Here is a 19,989-nt window from a genome sequence, read left to right as displayed (position 1 = left end):
GTTTTCAGCGTGACTGAAGCGAGGCCAGGAATTCGCCGCGCAGAGCCGCATTCTCGCGGTAGGCGCCGGACATGGCTTTCGTCATCAGGCTGGTCCCGCAGGCCCGTATGCCGCGCGAGCGCATGCAGTCGTGCTGCGCTTCTATGACGACGGCCACGCCGGCCGGTTGCAGCACCCGCTGGATCGCCGCGGCGATCTGATCGGTCATGCGTTCCTGGATCTGGAGCCGGCGTGCGAAGGCATCGACCAGCCGGGCGAGCTTGGAGATACCGACAACCCTTTGATCGGGCAGATAGGCGATATGCGCCTTGCCGCGGATCGGCGCCATGTGGTGTTCGCACCACGAAAAGAAGGGGATGTCGCGCAGCTCGACGGGGTCCGCGTAGCCGCCGATCTCGTCGAACGTGGTGCCCAGAATATTGTCGGGCACCAGGCCGTAGCCGCCAAACCAGTCTTCGAACGCGCGCGCCACGCGCGCCGGGGTGTCGACCAGGCCGGGCCGGGCCGGATCGTCGCCGGCCCAGCGTATCAGCGCCGCCACGGCGGCCTCGGTTTCGCTGCGGGTCGGAACAGGGGTGTCACTTCGGCGCGGTTGCGCTTTGGCGGCCGCGTGATCGCGGTCTTCAGGCAGGGTCGTGGCGCGTGTCGGGCGCTGCAGATGGTCGGCTGTGATATTCATATCCGGTTCTCCGTGTCGGTTGCATTCAACCGTTCGATGCGGGATGCGGCCGCAGGTTCCCGGTAAACCGCGCCCGTCCGACGCGGCGGTTTTCCGGTCCGTCTGCGAAGCGCGGCGGGCGCGCCGTCGCCAGCGGGTGCGACATGCGCGCCCTTGCGGCGCAGCCTCGGGGGCGTTAAAAGCTATATTTGAAATATCTCTTTTAGAGGCACCATGTCCGATCGCTTTTCATTGCGCGCCCGGCCGGTTCAGCCGCGCGAGCCTGCGGTTCCCGACAGCGTCGACCGGGCCTTCATCGGCCAGCTGGTGCGCGATTTTTACGGTCGGGTTCGCGCCGATCCGCGCCTGGGGCCGATCTTTGCCGGCGAGATCGGCCAGGCCTGGGAACCGCATCTGGAGAAGATGACCGATTTCTGGTGTTCGGTGATCCTGCGCAACGGGGCCTATGACGGCCGCCCCGTGCCGGCCCACATCAAGCTGAAACAGGTGCGCCCGGAGGATTTCGATATCTGGCTCGGCCTTTTTCGGCAGACGGTTTCCCAGCGTTGCGAACCGGCGCTCGCGGCCGTGTTCGTCGAACGGGCCGAGCGGATCGCCACCAGCCTGAAACTTGCGATGTTTTACCGCCTGCCGGCGGCCGGGGTCGCGGCGGGTACCGATCCGACGCCGCCGGGCGAGGGCTGAGATGGCCGCGCGAGTGCCTGCCCGACTGCCCCTGGCCCTGACCGCGTTGGTTGCCGCGGTGTGGCTCGGCATGGTCGTCGGCGTCTCCTTCCTGGCCACGCCGGTCAAGTTCGAAGCGCCCTCGCTCGACCTGCCGGTCGCACTCGAGGTCGGCCGGGTTACCTTTGGTCTGTTTTCGCGGGTCGAATGGGGTATGGCCGTGCTGCTCGCGGTCGCGGTCGGCCTGCCAGGCATCGGACGCGGCTTGAGGCTGCTGGCCGCGTTTGTGCTCGCGCTCGTCGCGGTAGAGGCGATCTGGCTGCTGCCAGCCCTCGACGCGCGGGTCGAAGCCGTCATCCAGGGGCAGCCGGAACCGGCAAGCTGGCACCACCTGCTTTACGCGGTGGCTGAAACCGGCAAGGCGGTCTTGCTCGCCGCTCTCGCTCTATCCGGATTGCGGCGTCTCGGCGCGAATGCGGGCCTGGACAGATCGGTGGACCAAGTCCCGGGACGTTGACTGGTCGCCATCGGGCAACATCGAGGCGTTGCCATATCCCGTTCGTGTTGTATGACGGAATCCCAACCGAGAATTGCGACCCTGCCAGTGGACGGGGCGGTGCGGCCTCGCCTTTTCGCGTGCTGCGGCCGAAACGGTCGCATATGCGGCCTCCTATTCTGCACATGTCAATTTGCCTAAAGTGCAAGGTCAGTGATAGAAGGAAGCATGAATCGAAGCCTCGACAGGAGACCGACAGACTTATGAACACGTCCGACGCGCTGCCGCGGATCGGCTTGAGCGAACAGGCCTACGCGAAGATAAAGGACGACATCGTCTGGTGCCGGCTTCGTCCCGGTGAGGAGGTCAGCGAAACCAAGCTCTGCGGTCTCTACGGTTTCGGAAAAGCTCCGATCCGTGCGGCGCTCTCGCGCCTGTCTCAGGAATCCTATGTCGTGCCGCAGCCGCGGCGGGGCCATGTGATCGCGCCAGTCACGTTGAAGGCGATGCGCGAATTGTTCGAGCTGCGCCGCATCGTCGAGCCGGCAATCAGCGAGATGGCCTGCGGCCGGGTCGACCGCGACCGGTTGCTGGAACTCGACGCACGCTGCGCGCATGGCTACGTGCCGGGAGAGGTGGAGAGCGAGGCCCGCTTCATCGCCGCCAACAAGGCGTTTCATCTCGAGATCGCGCGCGCGGCCAACAATTCGCGGCTGACGACATTGCTCGAGCAGATTCTCGACGAGATGACACGGCTTCTGCATCTGGGTTACGTGCTGCGCGAACGCCCCACCGAGGTGCGCGCCGAACACCACACCTTGATCGAGGCGCTGGCACAGGGCGACAAGGCGACGGCGCGCGCAACCACAATCGCGCATATCGACAGTGTGCGCCAGATGGTCATGGACGGCATCACCCAGTATTCGAGCCTGAGCGAGGCAAACATCGCCCCGGCCATGGCAGCCGGCAGCGGGCGTTGAAGCCGTTGCGTCGATCGGCCGGGTTCGGTCGGCCAATGCACGGACGGTCATAACGGGTGCTGTCTCGCGGGCCACCGCAACGGTCGCGACACCGTTGTCGCTGCCGCCATCCGCCCCGCACTTCCAGTTCACCCAGCCCGGGCTTTCGTGTCGACGAGGGCCCGGCTCAACCACGGAGAAAGTCGAATGAAGCCAGTTTCCACCGCCGCCGCGCCCGCCGCGATCGGTCCCTATTCGCAGGCCGTCCGCACCGGCTCGCTGCTGTTCGTTTCCGGACAGTTGCCGATCGACCCGAAGACGGGCGAATTCGCGGCCTCGGATGCGGTTGGCCAGATGCGCCAGTGCCTGGCCAATATCGCGGCGATCGCCAAGGAAGCCGGCAGCGACATCTCGCGTACGGTCAAGACCACCATCCTTCTGACCGATTTGGGAGGATTTGCCGCCATCAACGAGGAATACGGCAGGGCTTTCGCGCAACCCTATCCGGCTCGCGCCTGTTACGAGGTCTCGGCCTTGCCGAAAGGCGCGCTGGTCGAAGTCGAAGCCGTGATCGAGCTCGACTGATCGGTCTCGCGCTCGCGCGCACAAGAAAAGCCCGGCCGCCGCGCCGGGCCTTTTTCGTTGGCGGTCGGAAACCGCTCAGCCGATTTTGGTCAGCAACTCGTCGATCGACTTTTTGGCGTCGCCATAGAGCATGCGGGCGTTGTCCTTAAAGAACAGCGGGTTCTCGATGCCGGAATAGCCGGTGCCCTGGCCGCGCTTGCACACGATGACGGTACCAGCCTTCCAGACTTCCAGGACCGGCATGCCGGCAATCGGCGAGTTCGGATCGTCCTGGGCTGCCGGGTTCACGATGTCGTTCGAGCCGATGACGATCGCGACGTCGGTGTCGGAAAAATCGTCGTTGATCTCGTCCATCTCCAGAACGATGTCGTAGGGCACCTTGGCCTCGGCCAGAAGCACGTTCATGTGTCCGGGCAGCCGGCCGGCGACCGGGTGGATGGCGAAGCGCACCTCTTTGCCCTTGGCGCGAAGCCTGCGGGTGAGTTCGGAGACCGCGCCTTGCGCCTGGGCGACCGCCATGCCGTAACCGGGCACGATGACCACGCTGTCGGCGTCGTCCAGCGCGGCGGCGACCTCGTCGGCGGTGGTGGCGATCATTTCGCCCTCGACCGCCATTTGCGGGCCGCTGACGCCGCCGAAGCCGCCGAGGATGACCGACACAAAGGCCCGGTTCATGGCCTTGCACATGATGTAGGACAGGATCGCGCCCGAGGAGCCGACCAGCGCGCCGGTGACGATCAACAGGTCGTTGGATAGCGTGAAGCCGATCGCGGCCGCGGCCCAGCCCGAATAGGAGTTGAGCATCGAGACGACCACCGGCATGTCGGCGCCGCCGATGCCCATGATCAGATGATAGCCGATGAACAGCGCCAGCACCGTAATCGCGATCAGGGGCAGCATGCCGCCGAACGCCAGATAATACACCGCCAGCACCACGCAGGCGAGTGCGGCGGCGGCGTTGAGCAGATGTCCGCCCGGCAGTTGCGCGGGCTTGCCGTCCAGTTTGCCGGCGAGCTTGCCGAAGGCGACCACCGACCCGGTGAAGGTGATCGCTCCGATGAAGACGCCGAGCACGACTTCAACCTGAAGAAAGGCGATCTCGGTCGGCGTCTTAGTGGCGAGCCTGGCGGCGAAGGCGGCCAGGCCGTCGAGGCTCTCGCCCGCCGCGCGCAAGCCGGCGACGCGCAGCCGTTCCATCTCGGCGTTGAGCCCGACGAACACGGCGGCGAGGCCGACGAAGGAGTGCAGCGCGGCGACCAGTTGCGGCATCTGCGTCATTTCCACCCGCCTGGCGACGACCGTGCCGATCGCGGCGCCAACGAGCACCATGGCCAGCATCAGCCCGTAATTGCTGACACCTGGCCCGAGCGCTGTGAAGACCACGGCGAGCGCCATGCCGGCGATGCCGTACCGGACCGCGCGCTTGGCGCTTTCCTGGTTGGAGAGCCCGCCGAGCGACAGGATGAAAAGTACGCTCGCCGCGACGGCGGCGGAGGTAACCAATGGTTGTGCGAACATGTGCTGCCTCCGCCTCAGGATTTCTGGAACATTGCGAGCATGCGGCGCGTGACCAGAAAGCCGCCGACGATGTTGATGCTGGCGATCAGCATCGAGATGGCCGCGAGTGTCACGACGAGCCAGTCGCCCGAGCCGATCTGCAGCAACGCCCCGAGCACGACGATGCCCGAGATGGCGTTGGTCACCGCCATCAGCGGCGTGTGCAGCGCGTGGCTGACGTTCCAGATCACCTGGAAGCCGATGAAGCAGGCGAGCACGAAGACGATGAAATGCTGCATGAAGGAGGCCGGCGCGACCGCGCCGACGAGGGCGATCAGCGCCGCGCCGGCGACGAGCAGGCCGGCCTGGCGCCGCGTCTGGGCGCGGAAGGCGGCAACTTCGAGCGCCCGCTTCTCTTCCGGGCTCGGCTCCTTCGGCTTGTCCTTGCGCGGTGCTGCCGCGATCGCCCGTACTTTCGGCGGCGGCGGCGGATAGGTCACGGCGCCCTGATGGGCGACGGTCGATCCGCGGATGACGTCGTCGTGCATGTCGTGAACCAGCGTACCGTCCCTGGCCGGCGCGAGTTCGCCCACGAACTGGCGGACATTGTTAGCATAAAGCGTCGAGGCCTGGGTTGCCATGCGGCTTGGAAAGTCGGTGTAGCCGATGATCGTCACCTTGTTGTCGGTGACGATCTTGTCGTCCTTGACCGTCAGTTCGCAATTGCCGCCGCGTTCGGCGGCTAGGTCGACGATGACGGAGCCGGGCTTCATCGCCGCGACCATGTCTTTGGTCCACAGCACCGGCGCATCGCGGTTGGGAATCAGCGCGGTGGTGATGACGATGTCGATCTCAGGCGCGAGCGCGCGAAATTTCTCGAGCTGCTTGGCCTGGAATTCGGGCGAGGACGGCGCGGCGTAACCGCCGCTGGCGGATCCGTCCTGCTGGTCGCTGTTGAAATCGAGATAGACGAATTCCGCGCCCATCGATTCGATCTGTTCGGCGACTTCGGGGCGGACGTCGAAGGCGTAGGTGATCGCGCCGAGCGCGGTGGAGGTGCCGATCGCGGCGAGGCCGGCGACGCCGGCGCCGACCACCAGTACCCTGGCCGGCGGCACCTTGCCGGCGGCCGTCACCTGGCCGGTGAAGAAACGGCCGAAATTGTTGCCGGCCTCAATCACCGCGCGATAGCCGGCGATGTTGGCCATCGACGACAGCGCGTCGAGCTTCTGGGCGCGGCTGATGCGCGGCACCATGTCCATCGCCACCACGGTCGCGCCCGTGTCGGCGGCCTGGCGCATCAGCGCCTCGTTCTGGGCCGGATGAAAGAAGGAAATCAGCACCTTGCCCGTGCTCAGCAGGGCGACCTCGGTCCCGGTGGGCGGACGCACCTTGGCGACGAGGTCGGCATCCGCCCACAGGCGCTCGGCCGATTTGACGATCTCGACGCCGGCTTCTTCATAGGCGGCGTCGCTGAAGCCGGCGTTCTCGCCGGCGCCGGTCTCGATGGCGCAGACGAAGCCGAGCTTCTGCAGCATCCTGGCGCTGTCCGGCGTCATTGCGACGCGCGCCTCGCCGTCAAGTACCTCCCTTGGCGTTCCGATTTTCATTTTTTGTCCTCTTATTGTTGGTGGAGGCGGCGAAGATCACGACACTCCGACAGGCCCGCGGCCGTGGTTTGGAGCGGTTTGTGCGCCGGCCGTAGGCCGGTGCGGCCGGAAAGAGCGCCGTTCAGCCAGCCATCTCGGCTTCGGCCAGGGCGTGCCGGCTGCCGATGCGGGCATGTTTGAGCGCCGGCGCCTGGACGCGCTCGGCCAGCGGCGGCGCCTGACGCGACCGGCGCTGCTGCACCTCGTTCGGGGTGCCGTAGAGCGTCGTGCGTTGGCGCGGGTTGCGGCCGGCGGCGCGGATCGTCTCTTCCATGCGGTGCGGCGGAAACTCCTGCCCGTGGCGGGTGCCGGCGGCGCGGCTGATCGATTCGTCCATCAGCACGCCGCCGAGATCGTTTGCGCCCGCCCGCAGCGCGGCGGCGATTCCGGCCTCGCCCATCTTCACCCAGGAGACCTGGATATTGGCGATCACCGGGTTCAGGGCCAGGCGCGACACGGCATGCATCATCACCGCTTCGCGGAAGCTGGGGCCCTGGCGGGCGTCGCCCTTGAGATAGATCGGCGCCTCCATGTGCACGAAGGGCAGCGGCACGAATTCGGTGAAGCCGCCGGTGCGTTCCTGCAGGGCGCGGATGCGCAGAATGTGCCGTGCCCAGTGCCGATAGCGCTCGACATGGCCGAACATGATGGTGGCCGTGGTGCGCAGGCCGGTTTCGTGCGCGGCCTCGATTACGCCGAGCCAGTCCTCCGTCGATAGTTTTTGTGCGCAGAGCGCCGCGCGTATCTCGTCGTCGAGGATTTCCGCCGCCGTGCCCGGCAGGCTGCCGAGCCCCGCCGCCTTCAGCCGTTCGAGGAATTCGCGCACCGGGATGTTGAGCGATTGCGCGCCGTGGCTGACCTCGAGCGGCGAGAAAGCGTGAACGTGGATGCCGGGGGCAGCGCTTTTGGCGGCGCGGCAGATTTCCAGATAGGTCTCGCCGGTATAGTCGGGGTGGATGCCGCCCTGCATGCAGACCTCGACGCCGCCGCGCTCCCAGGCTTCGCCGACCCGCCGGGTGATTTCCGATAAGTCCAGATCGTAGGGACTGCCGCGCAGATGCGCGGCCGTCCGGCCCTTGGAAAAGGCACAGAATCGGCAGCCATAGGTGCACACGTTCGTGTAGTTGATGTTGCGCGTCACCACGTAGCCAACCGTGTCGCCCACCGTCTCGCGGCGCAGCGCGTCGGCGGCGTCGATGACAGCATCGGCCATCGATCCACGCGCCTCGAAAAGCGACACGATCGCCTCTTCGCCGAGCGGCCGGCCGACGACGGCCAGATCGATCGCGCGTATGGCGGCGGCGGTATTTGAAGGTACGGTGACGGCGGCCGGGAAATCATGGCCGCGTTCGCTCCGGCCGACGCGCCAGCCGCTTTCATGGGCGAGGCCCGACGTGTCCTGACGGCGCAAAGCGGCCTTGCGCGGTTCCGGCGCCAACCAAGTGCCGGACGCGTCCAGCCAGGCCGGGTAGACGGCCAGTCGCGGCGCGAGTGTCTTGCCGGCGCGGGCGGTCTCGGCGGCGAGCCGCTCGAGCTCCGGCCAAGGCGCTTCCGGATTGACATGATCGGGGGTGACCGGCGAGACGCCGCCCCAATCGTTGATGCCAGCGTCGATCAGCGGCTTCAGCCCCTCGGCGCGCAGATTGGGTGGCGACTGGATCGCCATGTCGGGCCCGAAGATCATCCTGGCGACGGCGATGGTCCAGAGCTGGTCGTCGAGGCTCGGCTCGGGCGCATCGGCCATTTTGGTGCCGGGCTTGGCGCGGAAGTTCTGGACGATGATTTCCTGGATGTGGCCGTGTTCAGCGTGGAGCGCGCGCAGGGCGAGCAGCGCCTCGACGCGCTCGCGCCTCGTCTCGCCAATGCCGATCAGGATGCCGCTGGTAAACGGCACCTTGGCGCGGCCTGCCGCTGCGATCGTTGCCAGCCTTACGGCGGGTTTTTTGTCGGGTGAGCCGAAATGCGGCCCGCCGCGTTCACTCAGCCGCTCGGACGCGGTTTCCAGCATGATGCCCTGCGATACCGAAACCGCGCGCAGTGCGCGGATTTCGTCCTCGCTCATCACACCGGCATTGATATGGGGCAGCAGGCCGGTTTTGCGCAGCACCATGTCGGCCATCGCGGCGAGATAGTCGACAGTGGTTTTGTAGCCGAGCGCGGCCAGTTCATCGCGGGCGATCCGGTAGCGCAGCTCGGGTTTGTCGCCGAGCGTGAACAGGGCCTCGTCGCAGCCTGCCTTGACGCCGTCTTCGGCGATCGCCAGCACCTCATCGGGCGTCAGGAAGGCCGCGCCGCAGTTTCGCGGCGCCTGCGCGAAGGTGCAGTAATGACATACGTCCCGGCAGAGCTGGGTGAGCGGAATGAACACCTTGCGCGAGACCGTGACGACGTCGCCGTGACCGGCATCGCGGATGGCGCTGGCCGCTTCTGTCAGGCCTTCGAGGTCGCCGCACGCGGCAATCAGCAGGGCTTCGTCGTCGTCGAGCCTGCCCCCCTTGATGATACGCTCGCTCCACTGTGCGATTGGCGGCGTGGTCATTGCGCAATCTCCTTTGTCGGGCTTTGGGCCTGGCTTTTTTGTTGCACGGCGCGTGCCAGGGCGCGTGACCGGTGGCCTCTGTCGCCGGATGGCGTGGCGCGCAACCGCTCAAGGTCGTCTGGCAGGTCGATGTCGCAGGCCAGCGAGGCGAGGCGAAGCCCGTGCCTGGGCGGTATGCGCCGGTCGTCGGGGCGGCCGAGATGGCGACGGAAACTGTCGGGGCCGAAGCGAAATTCGGGCGGCGTCGATGCCGGAAAAACGAGACCGTTGGTGCCGGTGCAGCGCCGGTCCGGCACGACCGCGCAGGCGCCTGAGAGCGCGGCGGCTGTTATGGCGAGATCCAGTTCCGCGCCGTCCAGGAGCGGCAGGTCGGCGGGCAGTACGGCCACGATTCGCGCGCCGCTGCGCGCCAGGGCGCGGGTGGCGAAGGCGACGGCGGCGTTGAGCCCGTCCGTGCCGGCGGGCTGATGGATGAAGGTGTGACCGGATCGCGCGGCCAGCGTCGCCGTCGCCGGGTCGGGACCGCAGAGCGCGATGCCGGACAGAAGCTGGGACGCGCGCAGCCCGTCGAGCAGGTCGAGCAGCATGGCCTGCTGCAGGTCGGCGCGCTCCGGCGGCGTCAGGATGCCGGCGAGCCGGGACTTCGCCCGCGCGCCCTCCTTGACGGGTAACAGGGCCCAGGCGCCGCGACTCATGATCGCGCGTCCGCTGCGTGGGCGCCGGCTGCCGCGAGCACCGTGCGGGCCAGCGCGACGGACTCCTCGAGGCCATGCATGAGCGTCGGCGCGAACAGGGTTTTCGGGCCGGTCACCGCGGCGCCGCTGTCGGCCTCGTCGGCGATCAGGATATCGAGGAAGTCGGCATAATGATCGGCGATCGTCTGCAGCGTTGCTGCGTGACCGAGTTCGCCGATCATCTTGGCAAGCGGACCCTTGACGGCTTTGCCGCCGACCAGCGGCGACACCGCCACAACCGGTGCGCGGACGGCGCGGATCGCGTCGCGCAGGCCGGGGATGGCCAGCATCGGATCGATCGACAGATAGGGGTTGGACGGGCAGATCACCAGCGCGGCGAGCGGCTCGGCGCCGAGGGCGGCCAGCGCCTCCCGGGTCGGGCGCGCCCGCTCGGCGCCGTCGAAGCGCAGGGCTCGGATCTGCGGCTGCCAGCGCCGGCCGACGAAATAGTGCTGGAAGGGCAGGGCGCCCTCGTCGGTGTCGACGATCGTGGCCACGGCGTCGTCCGTTGCCGGCAGGATCGTGCAGCCTACACCGAGGGCGCGGGCGATCTCGCCGGTGATTTCGGTCAGCCGCGCGCCCTGTGCCAGACGCTGGGTACGCACGGCCTTGGTGGCGAGATCGGTGTCGCCGAGCGCGAACCAGCTTTCGCCGCCCAGTTCCTTGACGGCCTCCATGAAGCGCCAGCTCTCACCGTCGCGGCCCCAGCCGCTGTCGCGGTTGGAGCGGCCTGCGAGCGTATAGGTGACGGTATCGATGTCGGGGCTGACATGCAGGCCGAAATGGCGGAAATCGTCGCCGGTATTGACGATGATGGTCAGCCTGTCGGCCGGCACCACGTGCGACAGGCCGAGCGCCAGCTTGGCGCCGCCGATGCCACCGCACAGCGCGACGACGCGGCCGTCGACAGTGGGGGAGGAAACGGTGCGGCTCATCGGAAGAGGTCCCTTTCCGGATCGCGCAGCCCGTCGCTGGCGTTGCACGTGCCGGCGTGCCAGTCGAGCCCGCGCACGATCGCGGCCGGAATTGCTTCCGCGCCTTCGCCCATTGCCAGGCACGCGGCGGAGGCGACCGCGTCGGCGAAGCCGACTTCCGTCACCTGCATCACCCGGCCGAACATGTCTTTTTCGCCGCGCCGGTCGATGACGGCCGGCACGCCGGCGACGCCGATCGCAACGCCCGTCGTGCCGATCCGCCAGGGCCGGCCGAAACTGTCGGAGATGACCACGCCGATGTGCTCGACGCCGTGCGGGCGAAGCCGGTCGCGCAGCGCGCGGGCGGAGGCGTCGGGATCCTCGGGCAGGAGCAGGATCGTCTCGCCGTCTGCGCCGTCTGTTTCGACATTGGATTGGTCGATGCCGGCATTGGCCATGATATGCCCGAGCCTGTGCTCGACGATCAGCACGTTCGGGACGGCGCGGATGACGGCGCGGCTTTCCGACAGGACGGCCTCGACCAGTCTGGCATCCTTGTTCACCGTGCCGGCGAGGTCGCGCGCGGCCGGCGAGGGAACGTAGTCGCTCAAGACACGCTTGCGGCCCTCCGCCTTGCTGACGATCTTCTGCGCCACCACGACGATGTCGCCGTCCTGCAAGGCGATCGCGCTGCGCTTCATCGCACCCGCGATTTCCGCGCAGAGATCGCTGTCCGGCCCGATTATCGGCAGGCCGGCCAGCTTCAGGATCTCGATCGGGGCCATCCCGGTCATCACGCCCGTTCGGCGGCCTTGTCCCGGATTCCGGTGACGACGATGCCGGCGCCTTCGGGAATGTTGTAGCGTTTGTTGATGCCGATTAGCACAGACGTCAGCGCCTCTGCGGCGACCGAGTTGGCGAGCGGCCCGGCATGGACGCCGCGCAGGCCGATCCGGTCCGCCAACGCCACGATCGTCTCGCGGGCAGCCACATCGTCGGAAAACAGCAACACGTCGCCGTCGATCTTTTCGCCCTTGCGCAGCTTCTGGGCCGAGACGCTGTGGAAACCGGTTACCAGCCGCGCTTGCGGGCCGAGCGTGGCGGCTGCCCGGTTGGCCGCGCAGCCCTCCGCCGGCATCTGGACGCGCGCAACTTTCGGCGGCACCAGCGGCACGGTGGTGTCGAGCACGATCTTGCCGGCGACCTTGTCGGCGATGGTCTCGAGCGTGCTGACATGGTTGGCCGAGGGCACGGTGATGGCCACGATCTCGCCGGCCTCAGCGCAAGCGACATTGTCGAGCCCGACGACTTTCGCACCTGTGTTTTCGGCGATCTCGGCGGCGGCCGCCTCGGCCCGCGCTACGTCGCGCGAACCGATGAAGACGGCAAGCCCGGCGCGGGCGCAGGCCATGGCCAGCCCGCCGCCCAGCGCGCCGGTGCCGCCCACGATAGCGATGTTCTTTATCTCACTCATGTCTTGAATGTCCTTGCCTTGCGCGGGAAGGCGGAGGTCGCATCAGATGTGCGGCACGACTTCCTTGGCGAAGATTTCCATCTGGTCGTAGAGCTCCGGCAGGGTGTTGACGGCGAAGTACAGTCCCAGAAGATGGGTCGCGCCGGCTGCCTTGAGCGCCTGCGCCTTCTCGATCACCTGCTCGGGGGTGCCGATCAGGTTGATGTCCTCGTGCCGGACTTCGCCCTGGTCCTTCAGCGTCGATTGCGAGAGCGAGACCAGATGTTTGTGCATCTGGCTTTCCTGGTAACGGGCGACGGCCTGTTCGCGGGTGCGGCCGACATAGACGACATATTGCGGCGCCACCTCGATCTGCTTGGGGTCGCGGTTTTTCTGTTCGGCCAGGGCGTGGAGTTTCTCGACGTTCTGGCGCAGCTTCTCGACCTCCAGACAGGCCGGCAGCCAGCCGGTCGCGTAGTCGACCGTGCGCTGCAGGGCGTTGACGTTGTTGCCGCCGACATAGGTCGGCAGGACGGGCTGGAACGTCTTGGGGTACATCTCGATGTCGTTGAACTTGTAGAACTCGCCGTCGAAACTGGCGGAGCGCTGGTTGTAAAGCAGGTCGAGCGCCTGGAACGCCTCCTCGACCATACGGCCGCGATGAACCTTCCAGCCGGGATGCAGCGCCTCGAACTCCTCGCGGTAGGCGCCGATGCCGATCCCGATTTCCAGCCGGCCGCGGCTTAGATGGTCAATCGTGGCGATCTGCTTGGCCGCCACGACGATGTCGCGCCGCATCGGCAGGACCAGCATGCCGGTGCCCAACCGCAGCGACGTCGTTTCGGCGGCGATATAGGCGTAGGTCGACAGGATCTCCCAGAAATTGGGGGCCTGGGAAAATTCCTCGCGGACATATTGCTGGGTCGTCATGTGGTCGTTGCCCCACACTGAATCGTAGCCCAGGGCTTCTGCCCGCTTGGCCATGTCTACCAGGTCATGAACTCCGGCAAACGGCACCGGGTACATCATGCCTTCCATGCCGGTCGGCAGGCCTACGCTTACTTTCATGGCTTCGCTTCCTTATTTCCGCAGATAATTCGATAATCGGAACGCTGTTGCGAAAATCATCAGGTGCGGAATTTCCTTTGTCAAGCTTATGTAGGTCAATTTTGCAAGACTGAAGTTCGTGATAACAGATGTTGACATGTCAGGATAGCGTCCTCTAACCTAAAAATATCGAAATGGCGTTCCGAAAATCGGTACGCTCGATCGGTTGGAGAAAATGCATGCTGTTGAACCGCGAACGTCTGGACCGCGCTCTGGCGGAAAACAAAGTCGACGCGGTTGTCGCTGCCACGTTCGAGAACGTCCGCTACTTCACGGGGATCGGCAGCGTCTCCCTGAAGATCCATCCTTATTTCGGCAATTGCTTCGCCTTCGTGACCGCCGGCGCGACCGGCGGCGCGAAGCTCGTTTCGAGCGTCGGCGAGGTTGATCAGGTGCTCGATTCCTTCAGCGGGGTCGAGGTCGCGGCGACCTTCGGCACCTTTTATCGCGAAATGCGGGACGACGGGCCGCTGCAGTTGACGGAGGCGGAGACGCGGCTCAAGGCGGCGTCGGTCGAGCTTGCGTCTTCGGATGCGCCGGCGGCTGCTTTGGCCTCCGCGCTGGAGGCGGCCGGCCTTGCGCGCGCGCATATCGGTCTCGACGAGGACGGCATGAAGCCCGGCATCGGCGAGGAACTCCGGCGCTTGTTGCCGGAGGCGCGGTTTTCAAACGCTTCCGACCTTCTGTCCTGGACCCGCCGGGTCAAGACGGCGGAGGAGGTCCGCCGCCTGCGCCGCGCCGCGGCGGCCACCGAGCAGGCGATCCGTGCGGTTGCAGCGGTGCTCGACGAGGGCGTGACAGAACGCGAGATGATGCTCGAGTTCAACCGGGCGATCGCCTCGCAGGAGGCGACCCCGCAACTGACCATGATCCGGTTCGGACGCAACGGCGTCGGCGGGCAGGTGCTGCCCGACCTGACTCGGTTGCGCAAGGGCGACACGATCTGGTTCGACGTCGCTTGTACGCGCGACGGCTACTGGTCCGATATCGCGCGCAACGTTTCCTTCGGCGAGCCCGATCCGCGGGTGGCCTCCTATTATGCCGCGCTCAAGCACGGCGAGGATGTGGCGATTGAGTCGGCCCGCCCCGGCATGACCGCCGGCGCGCTTTTCGACCTGATGGTCGACGGCGTTCGGCAGGCGGGCATTCCGCATTATCGGCGTCACCATGTCGGGCACGGCATCGGTGCGGAGATCTATGAAAAGCCGGTCCTCACGCCCGGTAACGATCTCGTGCTGGAAGCCGGCATGGTGCTGAATGTCGAGACGCCCTACTACGAGTTCGGCACCGGCGGCATCCATGTCGAGGATCCCTTCGTGCTGGGCGAGGGCGGCGAGAACACGCTTTTGACCGGGTTGACCCGTGAATTGATGGTGGTGGCGCCGTGAACGCCGCCGTCAAGTCTCGCGGTGATTTCCTGTCGTCAGGGCAGCCGGCCGTCGATCCGGTAGGTGATTCCCGCCGACAGCGTCTGCGCCAGCTTGACGAGCGCGGTGATCTCGAGGCGGCCGGTCGTCAGCAGATGCAGCGGAAAGCCGAGCGAAAGGCCCGCGACGACGCCGCCCTGGGCGTCGTAGAGCGGCACGCCGACCGCGCCGATATCTTCGAAATTCTCCCCGAGACTGACGGCGAAGCCCGACCGGCGCACTTCCTCGATATCTTCCTGCAACGCCTCGGGCGTGGTCTTGGTCTTGTCGGTGCGCCGGGTCAGCGGCGCAGCGGCGATGAAGCGTTCGAAGAAGGCGCCGTCCTGCGCGGCCAGCAACACCTTGCCGATCGCCGTGGTGTGCAAAGGGATGCGCTCGCCGACATGGGTGGAGATCTTGAGCGCGCCGCGGCCTTCGACAACCGCCGTGTAGACGACCTCGAAATTGCTCAGGACACCAAGATAAAAACTGTGTTCGAACTCTCCCGACAATTCCTCGAACACGCGGCGCGCCACGTCCTGCACCGGGTTTTGTTCCGCATAGCGGCTGGCCAGGCGCATGACCTTGGCGCTCAGCCGATAACGCTGCGAGTTCCTGGAGTGTTCGACATAGCCGAAATTCTCGAGCGTGGTCAGAAGCCGGTGGATCGTCGTCGGATTGGCGTCGAGCGCGCGCGACAAGTCCCGAACGCCCCATTCGGGATGTTCGCTGTCGAACGCCTCCAGGATGCGCAGCCCGCGCGCCAGGTTCAGATTGGGTTGCGTTCGCGGATCGATCTCGTCGGTCCGGGACATGTTCGATGGCGGCATTTCGACCTCGGTTGGCTGTCGGCCAAGCCGGCGACGGTGCCGCTTACTTGACCCAAGATGTGAATACATTCCAGTAATCGGAACGGTCAATCAAAAACAGAAACACTTACAGGCGATTGGATTTCCTGACCTCATGCAGACGACGCACACCAACTCCCTGGCGCTTCGGCAAACCGCGATGGGCGATCCCTCCGTGGACCTTCCGCTGTTTCCGCCGCAGGTCGGTGAGTTTCGCCGGGACGCCGATCCGTCTCTGCCATGGCCGCTGGAGCTGGATTTCGACTATTCCGCTTTGGATAAGAGCCTGTTTCTCGCGCCGCGATCCGGTCCCAGTCTCGGGCTTGGCGCGTGGGCCCCGCTGATGCCGCCGCTGACGCCGCAAACCAATCTGGGTGAGGGCGAAACGCCGTTTTTCGAAATGGCGACGCTTGCCGATTGGGCCGGGATAGACCGCCCCGTCTTCGTCAAGGACGAGGGCCGCAATCCGACCTGGAGCCACAAAGACCGCCTCAACCGCTGCACCGTCAGCGCCGCGCAACTCGCCGGCGCCCCGGGCGTCATCGTCGCCTCTTCGGGCAATCATGGCGCGTCGGCGTCGGCCTACGCGGCGGCTGCTGGCCTGCCGTGCATCGTGCTGGCGAGTTCCACCGCACCGCTCGCCATGCAGCGTTTCGTCGCCGCCTATGGTGCGGCCGCGCTCGCCGTACCGTCCGACCGGCGCTGGGAACTGATGGCCCGATTGCGGGACAAGACGGGTTTCCATCCGGTCAGCAACCTGACCCCGCAAGCCCATACCGGGCACCCCTTCGCGATCGAGGGCTACAAGTCGATCGCCTACGAGATTTTTCGCGATCTCGGCGGCACCGCGCCCGGGTCGGTTTTCGTGCCGACCGGTTACGGCGAACTGCTCTACGGTGTGTGGAAAGGCTTTGCCGAACTCAAGGCACTCGGCCTGACGGACCGGGTTCCGCAGCTCTATTCGTGCGAATCGACTGTCTACGGTCCACTCCACCGCGCCATGCGTGACGATCAGCCCGTCGCGAGCGTGCCGTCGCCCAACGGCAGCACAAGGGCGCTGTCGATCGCCACGCCGGTCGGCGGCCTGCGCGGCCGCCGCGCAATCCTGGAAAGCGGCGGCAAAGCGCTGGCGATGGACGATGAGGAGATCGAGGCGGCGCGCGCCAGGCTCGCACAGTCGGGGCTTTGGGTGGAGTTTTCCGCCGCGGCCGGACTTGCGGGCCTGCGCCAACAGGCGGGGCACGCCGAGCTTGCCGCGGGCGCGGTGGTCTGTCTGGCGACCGCAAGCGGAATGAAGGATGTCGACGGGGCGGGCGAGGGCCTGCCGGAAACGGACGGATCCTTCGAGGACGCCTCACGCGTGCTCCGCGAAAACTACGGACTGGAAATCTGATCGGTGTGGAGGGTACCAGCAGAGCAAGCATTTTTGGACGCAGATGAAAAGAACCAATGGCCTCCGAAAAACCAACCGGAGGGGATCAACAGGAGAACCAACACATGAAACGGTGGACAAAGGCGGCCCTTGTGGCGGTCGCAACTCTTGCCGGTACGCTCCCGGCCCTGGCGCAGGACGAACCGATCACCTGGCGGATGTCGAGCTATGCTGGCGAGACCTGGGGTCTGTGGAAGAACATCGTCATGCCCTTCACCAAGCGCGTGAACGAGCTCTCCGAGGGCCGGCTGGTGATCGAACCCTATCCGGTCGACGTGCTCGCGCCGGCCACCAAGAATTACGAGGCGGTGCTCGACGGGACCGCCGATGCGGCCATGATCACGCCGCTCTACGCGGTCAACGCCGATCCGGCCAACAGCTTCTATGCTGGCCATCCCGGCGGCATGGGGCCGGAAACCATGCTCTATTGGCTTTACGAGGGCGGCGGGCAGGACCTGCTGACCCAGTTCAAGCGCGACACGCTCGGTCTGCATTCGCTGGTCGGCGGCGTTGTCGGCACGGAGCTTTGGCATTCGCACAAGCCGATCGAAGGCGTCGCGGATCTGAAGGGGTTGAAGTTCCGCGCCGCGGGCTCGTGGGCTTCCATCCTGTCGGAGGAATTCGAAGCCGCGCCGGTCTTCGTGACCGGCAGCGAAGTCTACCAGATGCTCGATCGTGGCGGGGTGGACATTGCCGAATGGTCCGGGCCGGCCGACAATCAGATCGCGGGACTGGAGAATGCGGCCGAGTACATCATCGCGCCGGGTCTTCATTTTCCCGCCGGGATCAACGAATTCATCGTCACGGCGGAAAAATGGGACGCACTGCCCGACGATCTCAAGGAAATCGTGACCGCGGCGGCCAAACTCGCCGTGTTCGAAAGCTACCTGCAGTCGGGCATGGCCGACCTGGTCGCGATGAAGGAGCTGCGCTCGGGCAACAACAAGCTTCAGGAACTGCCGGCGGAAGTCACCGAGGCGATCACCGCGGCGGGCCGCAAATGGGCCGCAGCCAAGGCCGAGGAGCAGACGGCGGGCGGCAATGCGTGGATGAAGAAGATCGGCGACAGCTACTTCGCCTATCAGGATCTCTACGCCGACGGCGCTTCCTACAAGCACCTGGATCGGAAATGACCGGACCGGGCCCAGGTCGCGCTATGCGGCTTCGGGCCCGGCCTTCCAGCAGGAAGTCACAATGAAACTCATCGACAGACTATCGGCCGGCTTCGCCTTCCTCGCGGGCATCATGGTCTTTCTGCTGATCGCGGTGATGATCTTCGAGGTCGCCAGCCGCTACGTGTTCGGCAGTCCGACCCTGTGGGCGGGCGACCTGACCTATATGCTGGGCGGCGCGCTGTTCTTGTGCGCGGCCGCCTTCTGCCTGAAGGAGGACGGTCACGTCAGTATCGACTTCCTCGTGCTGATGCTGCCCGATCGCCTGCGCTCCGGCATCGGCGCCGTACTGCTTCTCACACTCGCTTTGCCGACCTTTTCGGCGATCAGCTACGTCGCGGTGACCAAAGCGTTGCGCGCTTATGAAAAGGGCGAGGTCGACCCGGTCAGCGCGTTCGCGCCGCAATTATGGCCCTTCTACGCCGCGCTGGCGGCGGGCATGGTGATGCTGACAGCCCAGATTTTGGTGACCGGCCTGCGCGCCAGCTTGAAAGCGGCAGGGCGTCATGGGTGATCCCTTGCTCGCGGGGTTGATGTTTCCGACCCTCTTTCTTCTCATTCTGCTGGGCCTGCCGGTCGCGTTCAGCCTGATCGTTACCGCCTTCGGCTTCGCGCTTCTGGCCTTCGGCGACATCGCGCCGGCACAGCTCTACCGCTTCGTCGACAAGGTCGCTTCCCAGCCCACGTTCGCGGCCATCCCGCTGTTTGTGTTCATGGGCGCGATGCTGGAACGCTCCGGGATCGCGGCGCGCCTTTTCGAGGCGATGCGGCTGTGGCTCGGCCGGTTGCCGGGCGGGCTGTCGCTCGCGGCGCTGTCGATGTGCGCGATCTTCGCCGCCGGAACCGGCATTGTCGGCGCGGTCGAGGTCATGGTCGGCATGATGGCGATTCCGGCTATGAAGAAATACAACTATTCCAACGACCTGATCGCCGGCACGATTTGCGCCGGCGGCTCGCTCGGCACCATGATCCCGCCGTCGATCGTCGTCGTGGTCTACGCCACCCAAGGGCAGCTTTCGATCGGCGATTTGTTCGCCGCGGTCATCATTCCAAGCATATTGATGGTCGCCTGCTTCTTGGGATACGCGCTGGCGCGCTGCGCGCTGCGTCCGCAGGACGGCCCGCCGGTCGCGGACGAGGACTTCGCGATGCCGATGCGCGACAAGATCTGGATCACGTTGACCTCGCTGCTGCCGGCACTGGCGCTGGTGCTGGCGGTGGTTGGGTCGATCATCGCCGGGATCGCCGCGCCGACCGAAGCCGCCGGCGTCGGCGCGCTCGGCACGATCATTCTGACACTGTTCTACCGGCGTCTCTCGATCGAGGTGCTGTGGTCGGCGACGCGCGCGACGCTGGTGATCACTGCGATGGTGATGCTTATCGTCGTGGGCGGAACCATGTTCACAAGCATCTTTCAGATCAATGGCGGCCGTCAGCTGATCCAGTCGACGATCCTGGCGATGGACCTGTCCTCGGGCGAACTGATCCTGATCGTGCTTTTGATCATCATGATCCTCGGCTTCGTCTTGGACTGGATCTCGATCGTTTTGATCTGCGTGCCGATCTACGATCCGCTCCTGCGTGCCGCCGGCATCGATCCGGTCTGGTTCGCGGTGCTCGCCATCATCGCCCTGCAGACCAGCTATCTGACCCCGCCGATGGCGCCGTCGCTGTTTTATCTGCGCTCGATCGCGCCGCCGGACATGAGTTATCGCCAGATGGCGTTCGGCGTGATGCCGTTCGTGGCCTGCCAGGTGCTGGTGATGCTGATCGTCTATTTCTTTCCGGCGACCGCCTTGTGGCTCACCTCCTTTGTCGGGATCTGACGGCGACCGGAGCGAAGGAACGAAGGAAAA

The 19,989-nt window shown here is 65.9% G+C and carries 19 protein-coding genes; 9 read left to right on the top strand and 10 right to left on the bottom strand.

The window, feature by feature from the left end; translation table 11 throughout:
* Positions 1-4 precede the first annotated feature (4 nt).
* Positions 5-679: a GTP cyclohydrolase I FolE gene (folE, locus tag C7T96_RS14215; RefSeq protein WP_106571907.1), complete on the bottom strand. Its 675-nt coding sequence runs from the start codon at positions 677-679 to the stop codon at positions 5-7.
* Positions 680-892: 213 nt separating this feature from the next.
* On the opposite strand from folE, the gene C7T96_RS14210 reads away from it, so the two are divergent.
* From C7T96_RS14210 to C7T96_RS14195, 4 genes are all read left to right on the top strand, one after another.
* Positions 893-1,363, top strand: coding sequence for a group III truncated hemoglobin (locus C7T96_RS14210; RefSeq protein ID WP_106571906.1), 471 nt, complete (start codon positions 893-895; stop codon positions 1,361-1,363).
* 1 nt (position 1,364) lies between these two features.
* A complete protein-coding gene (locus C7T96_RS14205; protein WP_106571905.1) occupies positions 1,365-1,859 on the top strand; it encodes a DUF4149 domain-containing protein in 495 nt (164 codons plus the stop codon).
* A 242-nt stretch (positions 1,860-2,101) separates the two neighbouring features.
* Positions 2,102-2,818: a GntR family transcriptional regulator gene (locus C7T96_RS14200; RefSeq protein WP_158264380.1), complete on the top strand. Its 717-nt coding sequence runs from the start codon at positions 2,102-2,104 to the stop codon at positions 2,816-2,818.
* Between the two features lie 186 nt (positions 2,819-3,004).
* The gene (locus C7T96_RS14195) at positions 3,005-3,382 is read left to right on the top strand and encodes a RidA family protein (RefSeq protein ID WP_106571903.1); all 378 of its coding nucleotides are present in this window, start codon (positions 3,005-3,007) and stop codon (positions 3,380-3,382) included.
* 75 nt (positions 3,383-3,457) lie between these two features.
* Here C7T96_RS14195 and C7T96_RS14190 read toward each other — a convergent pair whose 3' ends face one another.
* The 8 genes from C7T96_RS14190 to C7T96_RS14155 form a co-directional block, all read right to left on the bottom strand.
* Positions 3,458-4,900: an NAD(P)(+) transhydrogenase (Re/Si-specific) subunit beta gene (locus C7T96_RS14190; RefSeq protein WP_106571902.1), complete on the bottom strand. Its 1,443-nt coding sequence runs from the start codon at positions 4,898-4,900 to the stop codon at positions 3,458-3,460.
* Positions 4,901-4,914: 14 nt separating this feature from the next.
* Positions 4,915-6,489 (bottom strand): Re/Si-specific NAD(P)(+) transhydrogenase subunit alpha, encoded by a 1,575-nt coding sequence (locus tag C7T96_RS14185; protein WP_106571901.1) that lies wholly within the window; start codon positions 6,487-6,489, stop codon positions 4,915-4,917.
* Between the two features lie 121 nt (positions 6,490-6,610).
* A complete protein-coding gene (gene cofH / locus C7T96_RS14180) occupies positions 6,611-9,067 on the bottom strand; it encodes a 5-amino-6-(D-ribitylamino)uracil--L-tyrosine 4-hydroxyphenyl transferase CofH (protein WP_106571900.1) in 2,457 nt (818 codons plus the stop codon).
* Positions 9,064-9,762 (bottom strand): 2-phospho-L-lactate guanylyltransferase, encoded by a 699-nt coding sequence (cofC, locus tag C7T96_RS14175; RefSeq protein ID WP_106571899.1) that lies wholly within the window; start codon positions 9,760-9,762, stop codon positions 9,064-9,066. The genes cofH and cofC overlap by 4 nt, the downstream gene beginning before the upstream one ends.
* Positions 9,759-10,736 (bottom strand): 2-phospho-L-lactate transferase, encoded by a 978-nt coding sequence (cofD, locus tag C7T96_RS14170; protein WP_106571898.1) that lies wholly within the window; start codon positions 10,734-10,736, stop codon positions 9,759-9,761. The genes cofC and cofD overlap by 4 nt, the downstream gene beginning before the upstream one ends.
* A complete protein-coding gene (cofE, locus tag C7T96_RS14165; protein ID WP_245414146.1) occupies positions 10,733-11,509 on the bottom strand; it encodes a coenzyme F420-0:L-glutamate ligase in 777 nt (258 codons plus the stop codon). Before cofE ends, cofD begins: the two co-directional genes overlap by 4 nt.
* Positions 11,509-12,189, bottom strand: a complete 681-nt coding sequence (gene npdG / locus C7T96_RS14160; protein WP_106571897.1) for an NADPH-dependent F420 reductase — start codon at positions 12,187-12,189, stop codon at positions 11,509-11,511. Before npdG ends, cofE begins: the two co-directional genes overlap by 1 nt.
* Positions 12,190-12,231: 42 nt before the next feature.
* Positions 12,232-13,236 (bottom strand): TIGR03619 family F420-dependent LLM class oxidoreductase, encoded by a 1,005-nt coding sequence (locus tag C7T96_RS14155; protein WP_106571896.1) that lies wholly within the window; start codon positions 13,234-13,236, stop codon positions 12,232-12,234.
* A gap of 218 nt (positions 13,237-13,454) precedes the next feature.
* Between C7T96_RS14155 and C7T96_RS14150 the strand changes: the two genes are divergently transcribed.
* Positions 13,455-14,663: a Xaa-Pro peptidase family protein gene (locus tag C7T96_RS14150; protein WP_158264379.1), complete on the top strand. Its 1,209-nt coding sequence runs from the start codon at positions 13,455-13,457 to the stop codon at positions 14,661-14,663.
* A gap of 35 nt (positions 14,664-14,698) precedes the next feature.
* On the opposite strand, the gene C7T96_RS14145 is transcribed toward C7T96_RS14150, so the two are convergent.
* Positions 14,699-15,496, bottom strand: a complete 798-nt coding sequence (locus C7T96_RS14145; RefSeq protein WP_158264378.1) for an IclR family transcriptional regulator — start codon at positions 15,494-15,496, stop codon at positions 14,699-14,701.
* Between the two features lie 148 nt (positions 15,497-15,644).
* On the opposite strand from C7T96_RS14145, the gene C7T96_RS14140 reads away from it, so the two are divergent.
* The 4 genes from C7T96_RS14140 to C7T96_RS14125 all read left to right on the top strand — a co-directional run bounded on the left by C7T96_RS14140 (position 15,645) and on the right by C7T96_RS14125 (position 19,959).
* Positions 15,645-16,922, top strand: a complete 1,278-nt coding sequence (locus tag C7T96_RS14140) for a pyridoxal-phosphate dependent enzyme (RefSeq protein WP_106571893.1) — start codon at positions 15,645-15,647, stop codon at positions 16,920-16,922.
* A 104-nt stretch (positions 16,923-17,026) separates the two neighbouring features.
* Positions 17,027-18,094 (top strand): C4-dicarboxylate ABC transporter substrate-binding protein, encoded by a 1,068-nt coding sequence (locus tag C7T96_RS14135; RefSeq protein WP_158264377.1) that lies wholly within the window; start codon positions 17,027-17,029, stop codon positions 18,092-18,094.
* 61 nt (positions 18,095-18,155) lie between these two features.
* Positions 18,156-18,647 carry a TRAP transporter small permease subunit gene (locus tag C7T96_RS14130; protein ID WP_106571891.1) on the top strand — a complete coding sequence of 164 codons (492 nt, stop codon included), beginning with the start codon at positions 18,156-18,158 and terminating at the stop codon, positions 18,645-18,647.
* Positions 18,640-19,959, top strand: coding sequence for a TRAP transporter large permease subunit (locus C7T96_RS14125; RefSeq protein WP_106571890.1), 1,320 nt, complete (start codon positions 18,640-18,642; stop codon positions 19,957-19,959). Before C7T96_RS14130 ends, C7T96_RS14125 begins: the two co-directional genes overlap by 8 nt.
* Positions 19,960-19,989: the final 30 nt, after the last annotated feature.

Source organism: Nitratireductor sp. StC3, from assembly GCF_003015025.1.
GTDB classification, from domain to species: Bacteria; Pseudomonadota; Alphaproteobacteria; order Rhizobiales; family Rhizobiaceae; genus Mangrovimarina; species Mangrovimarina alexandrii.
Note: the sequence above shows the minus strand (reverse complement) of the source record. Positions and strands in the feature narration are given on the sequence as shown.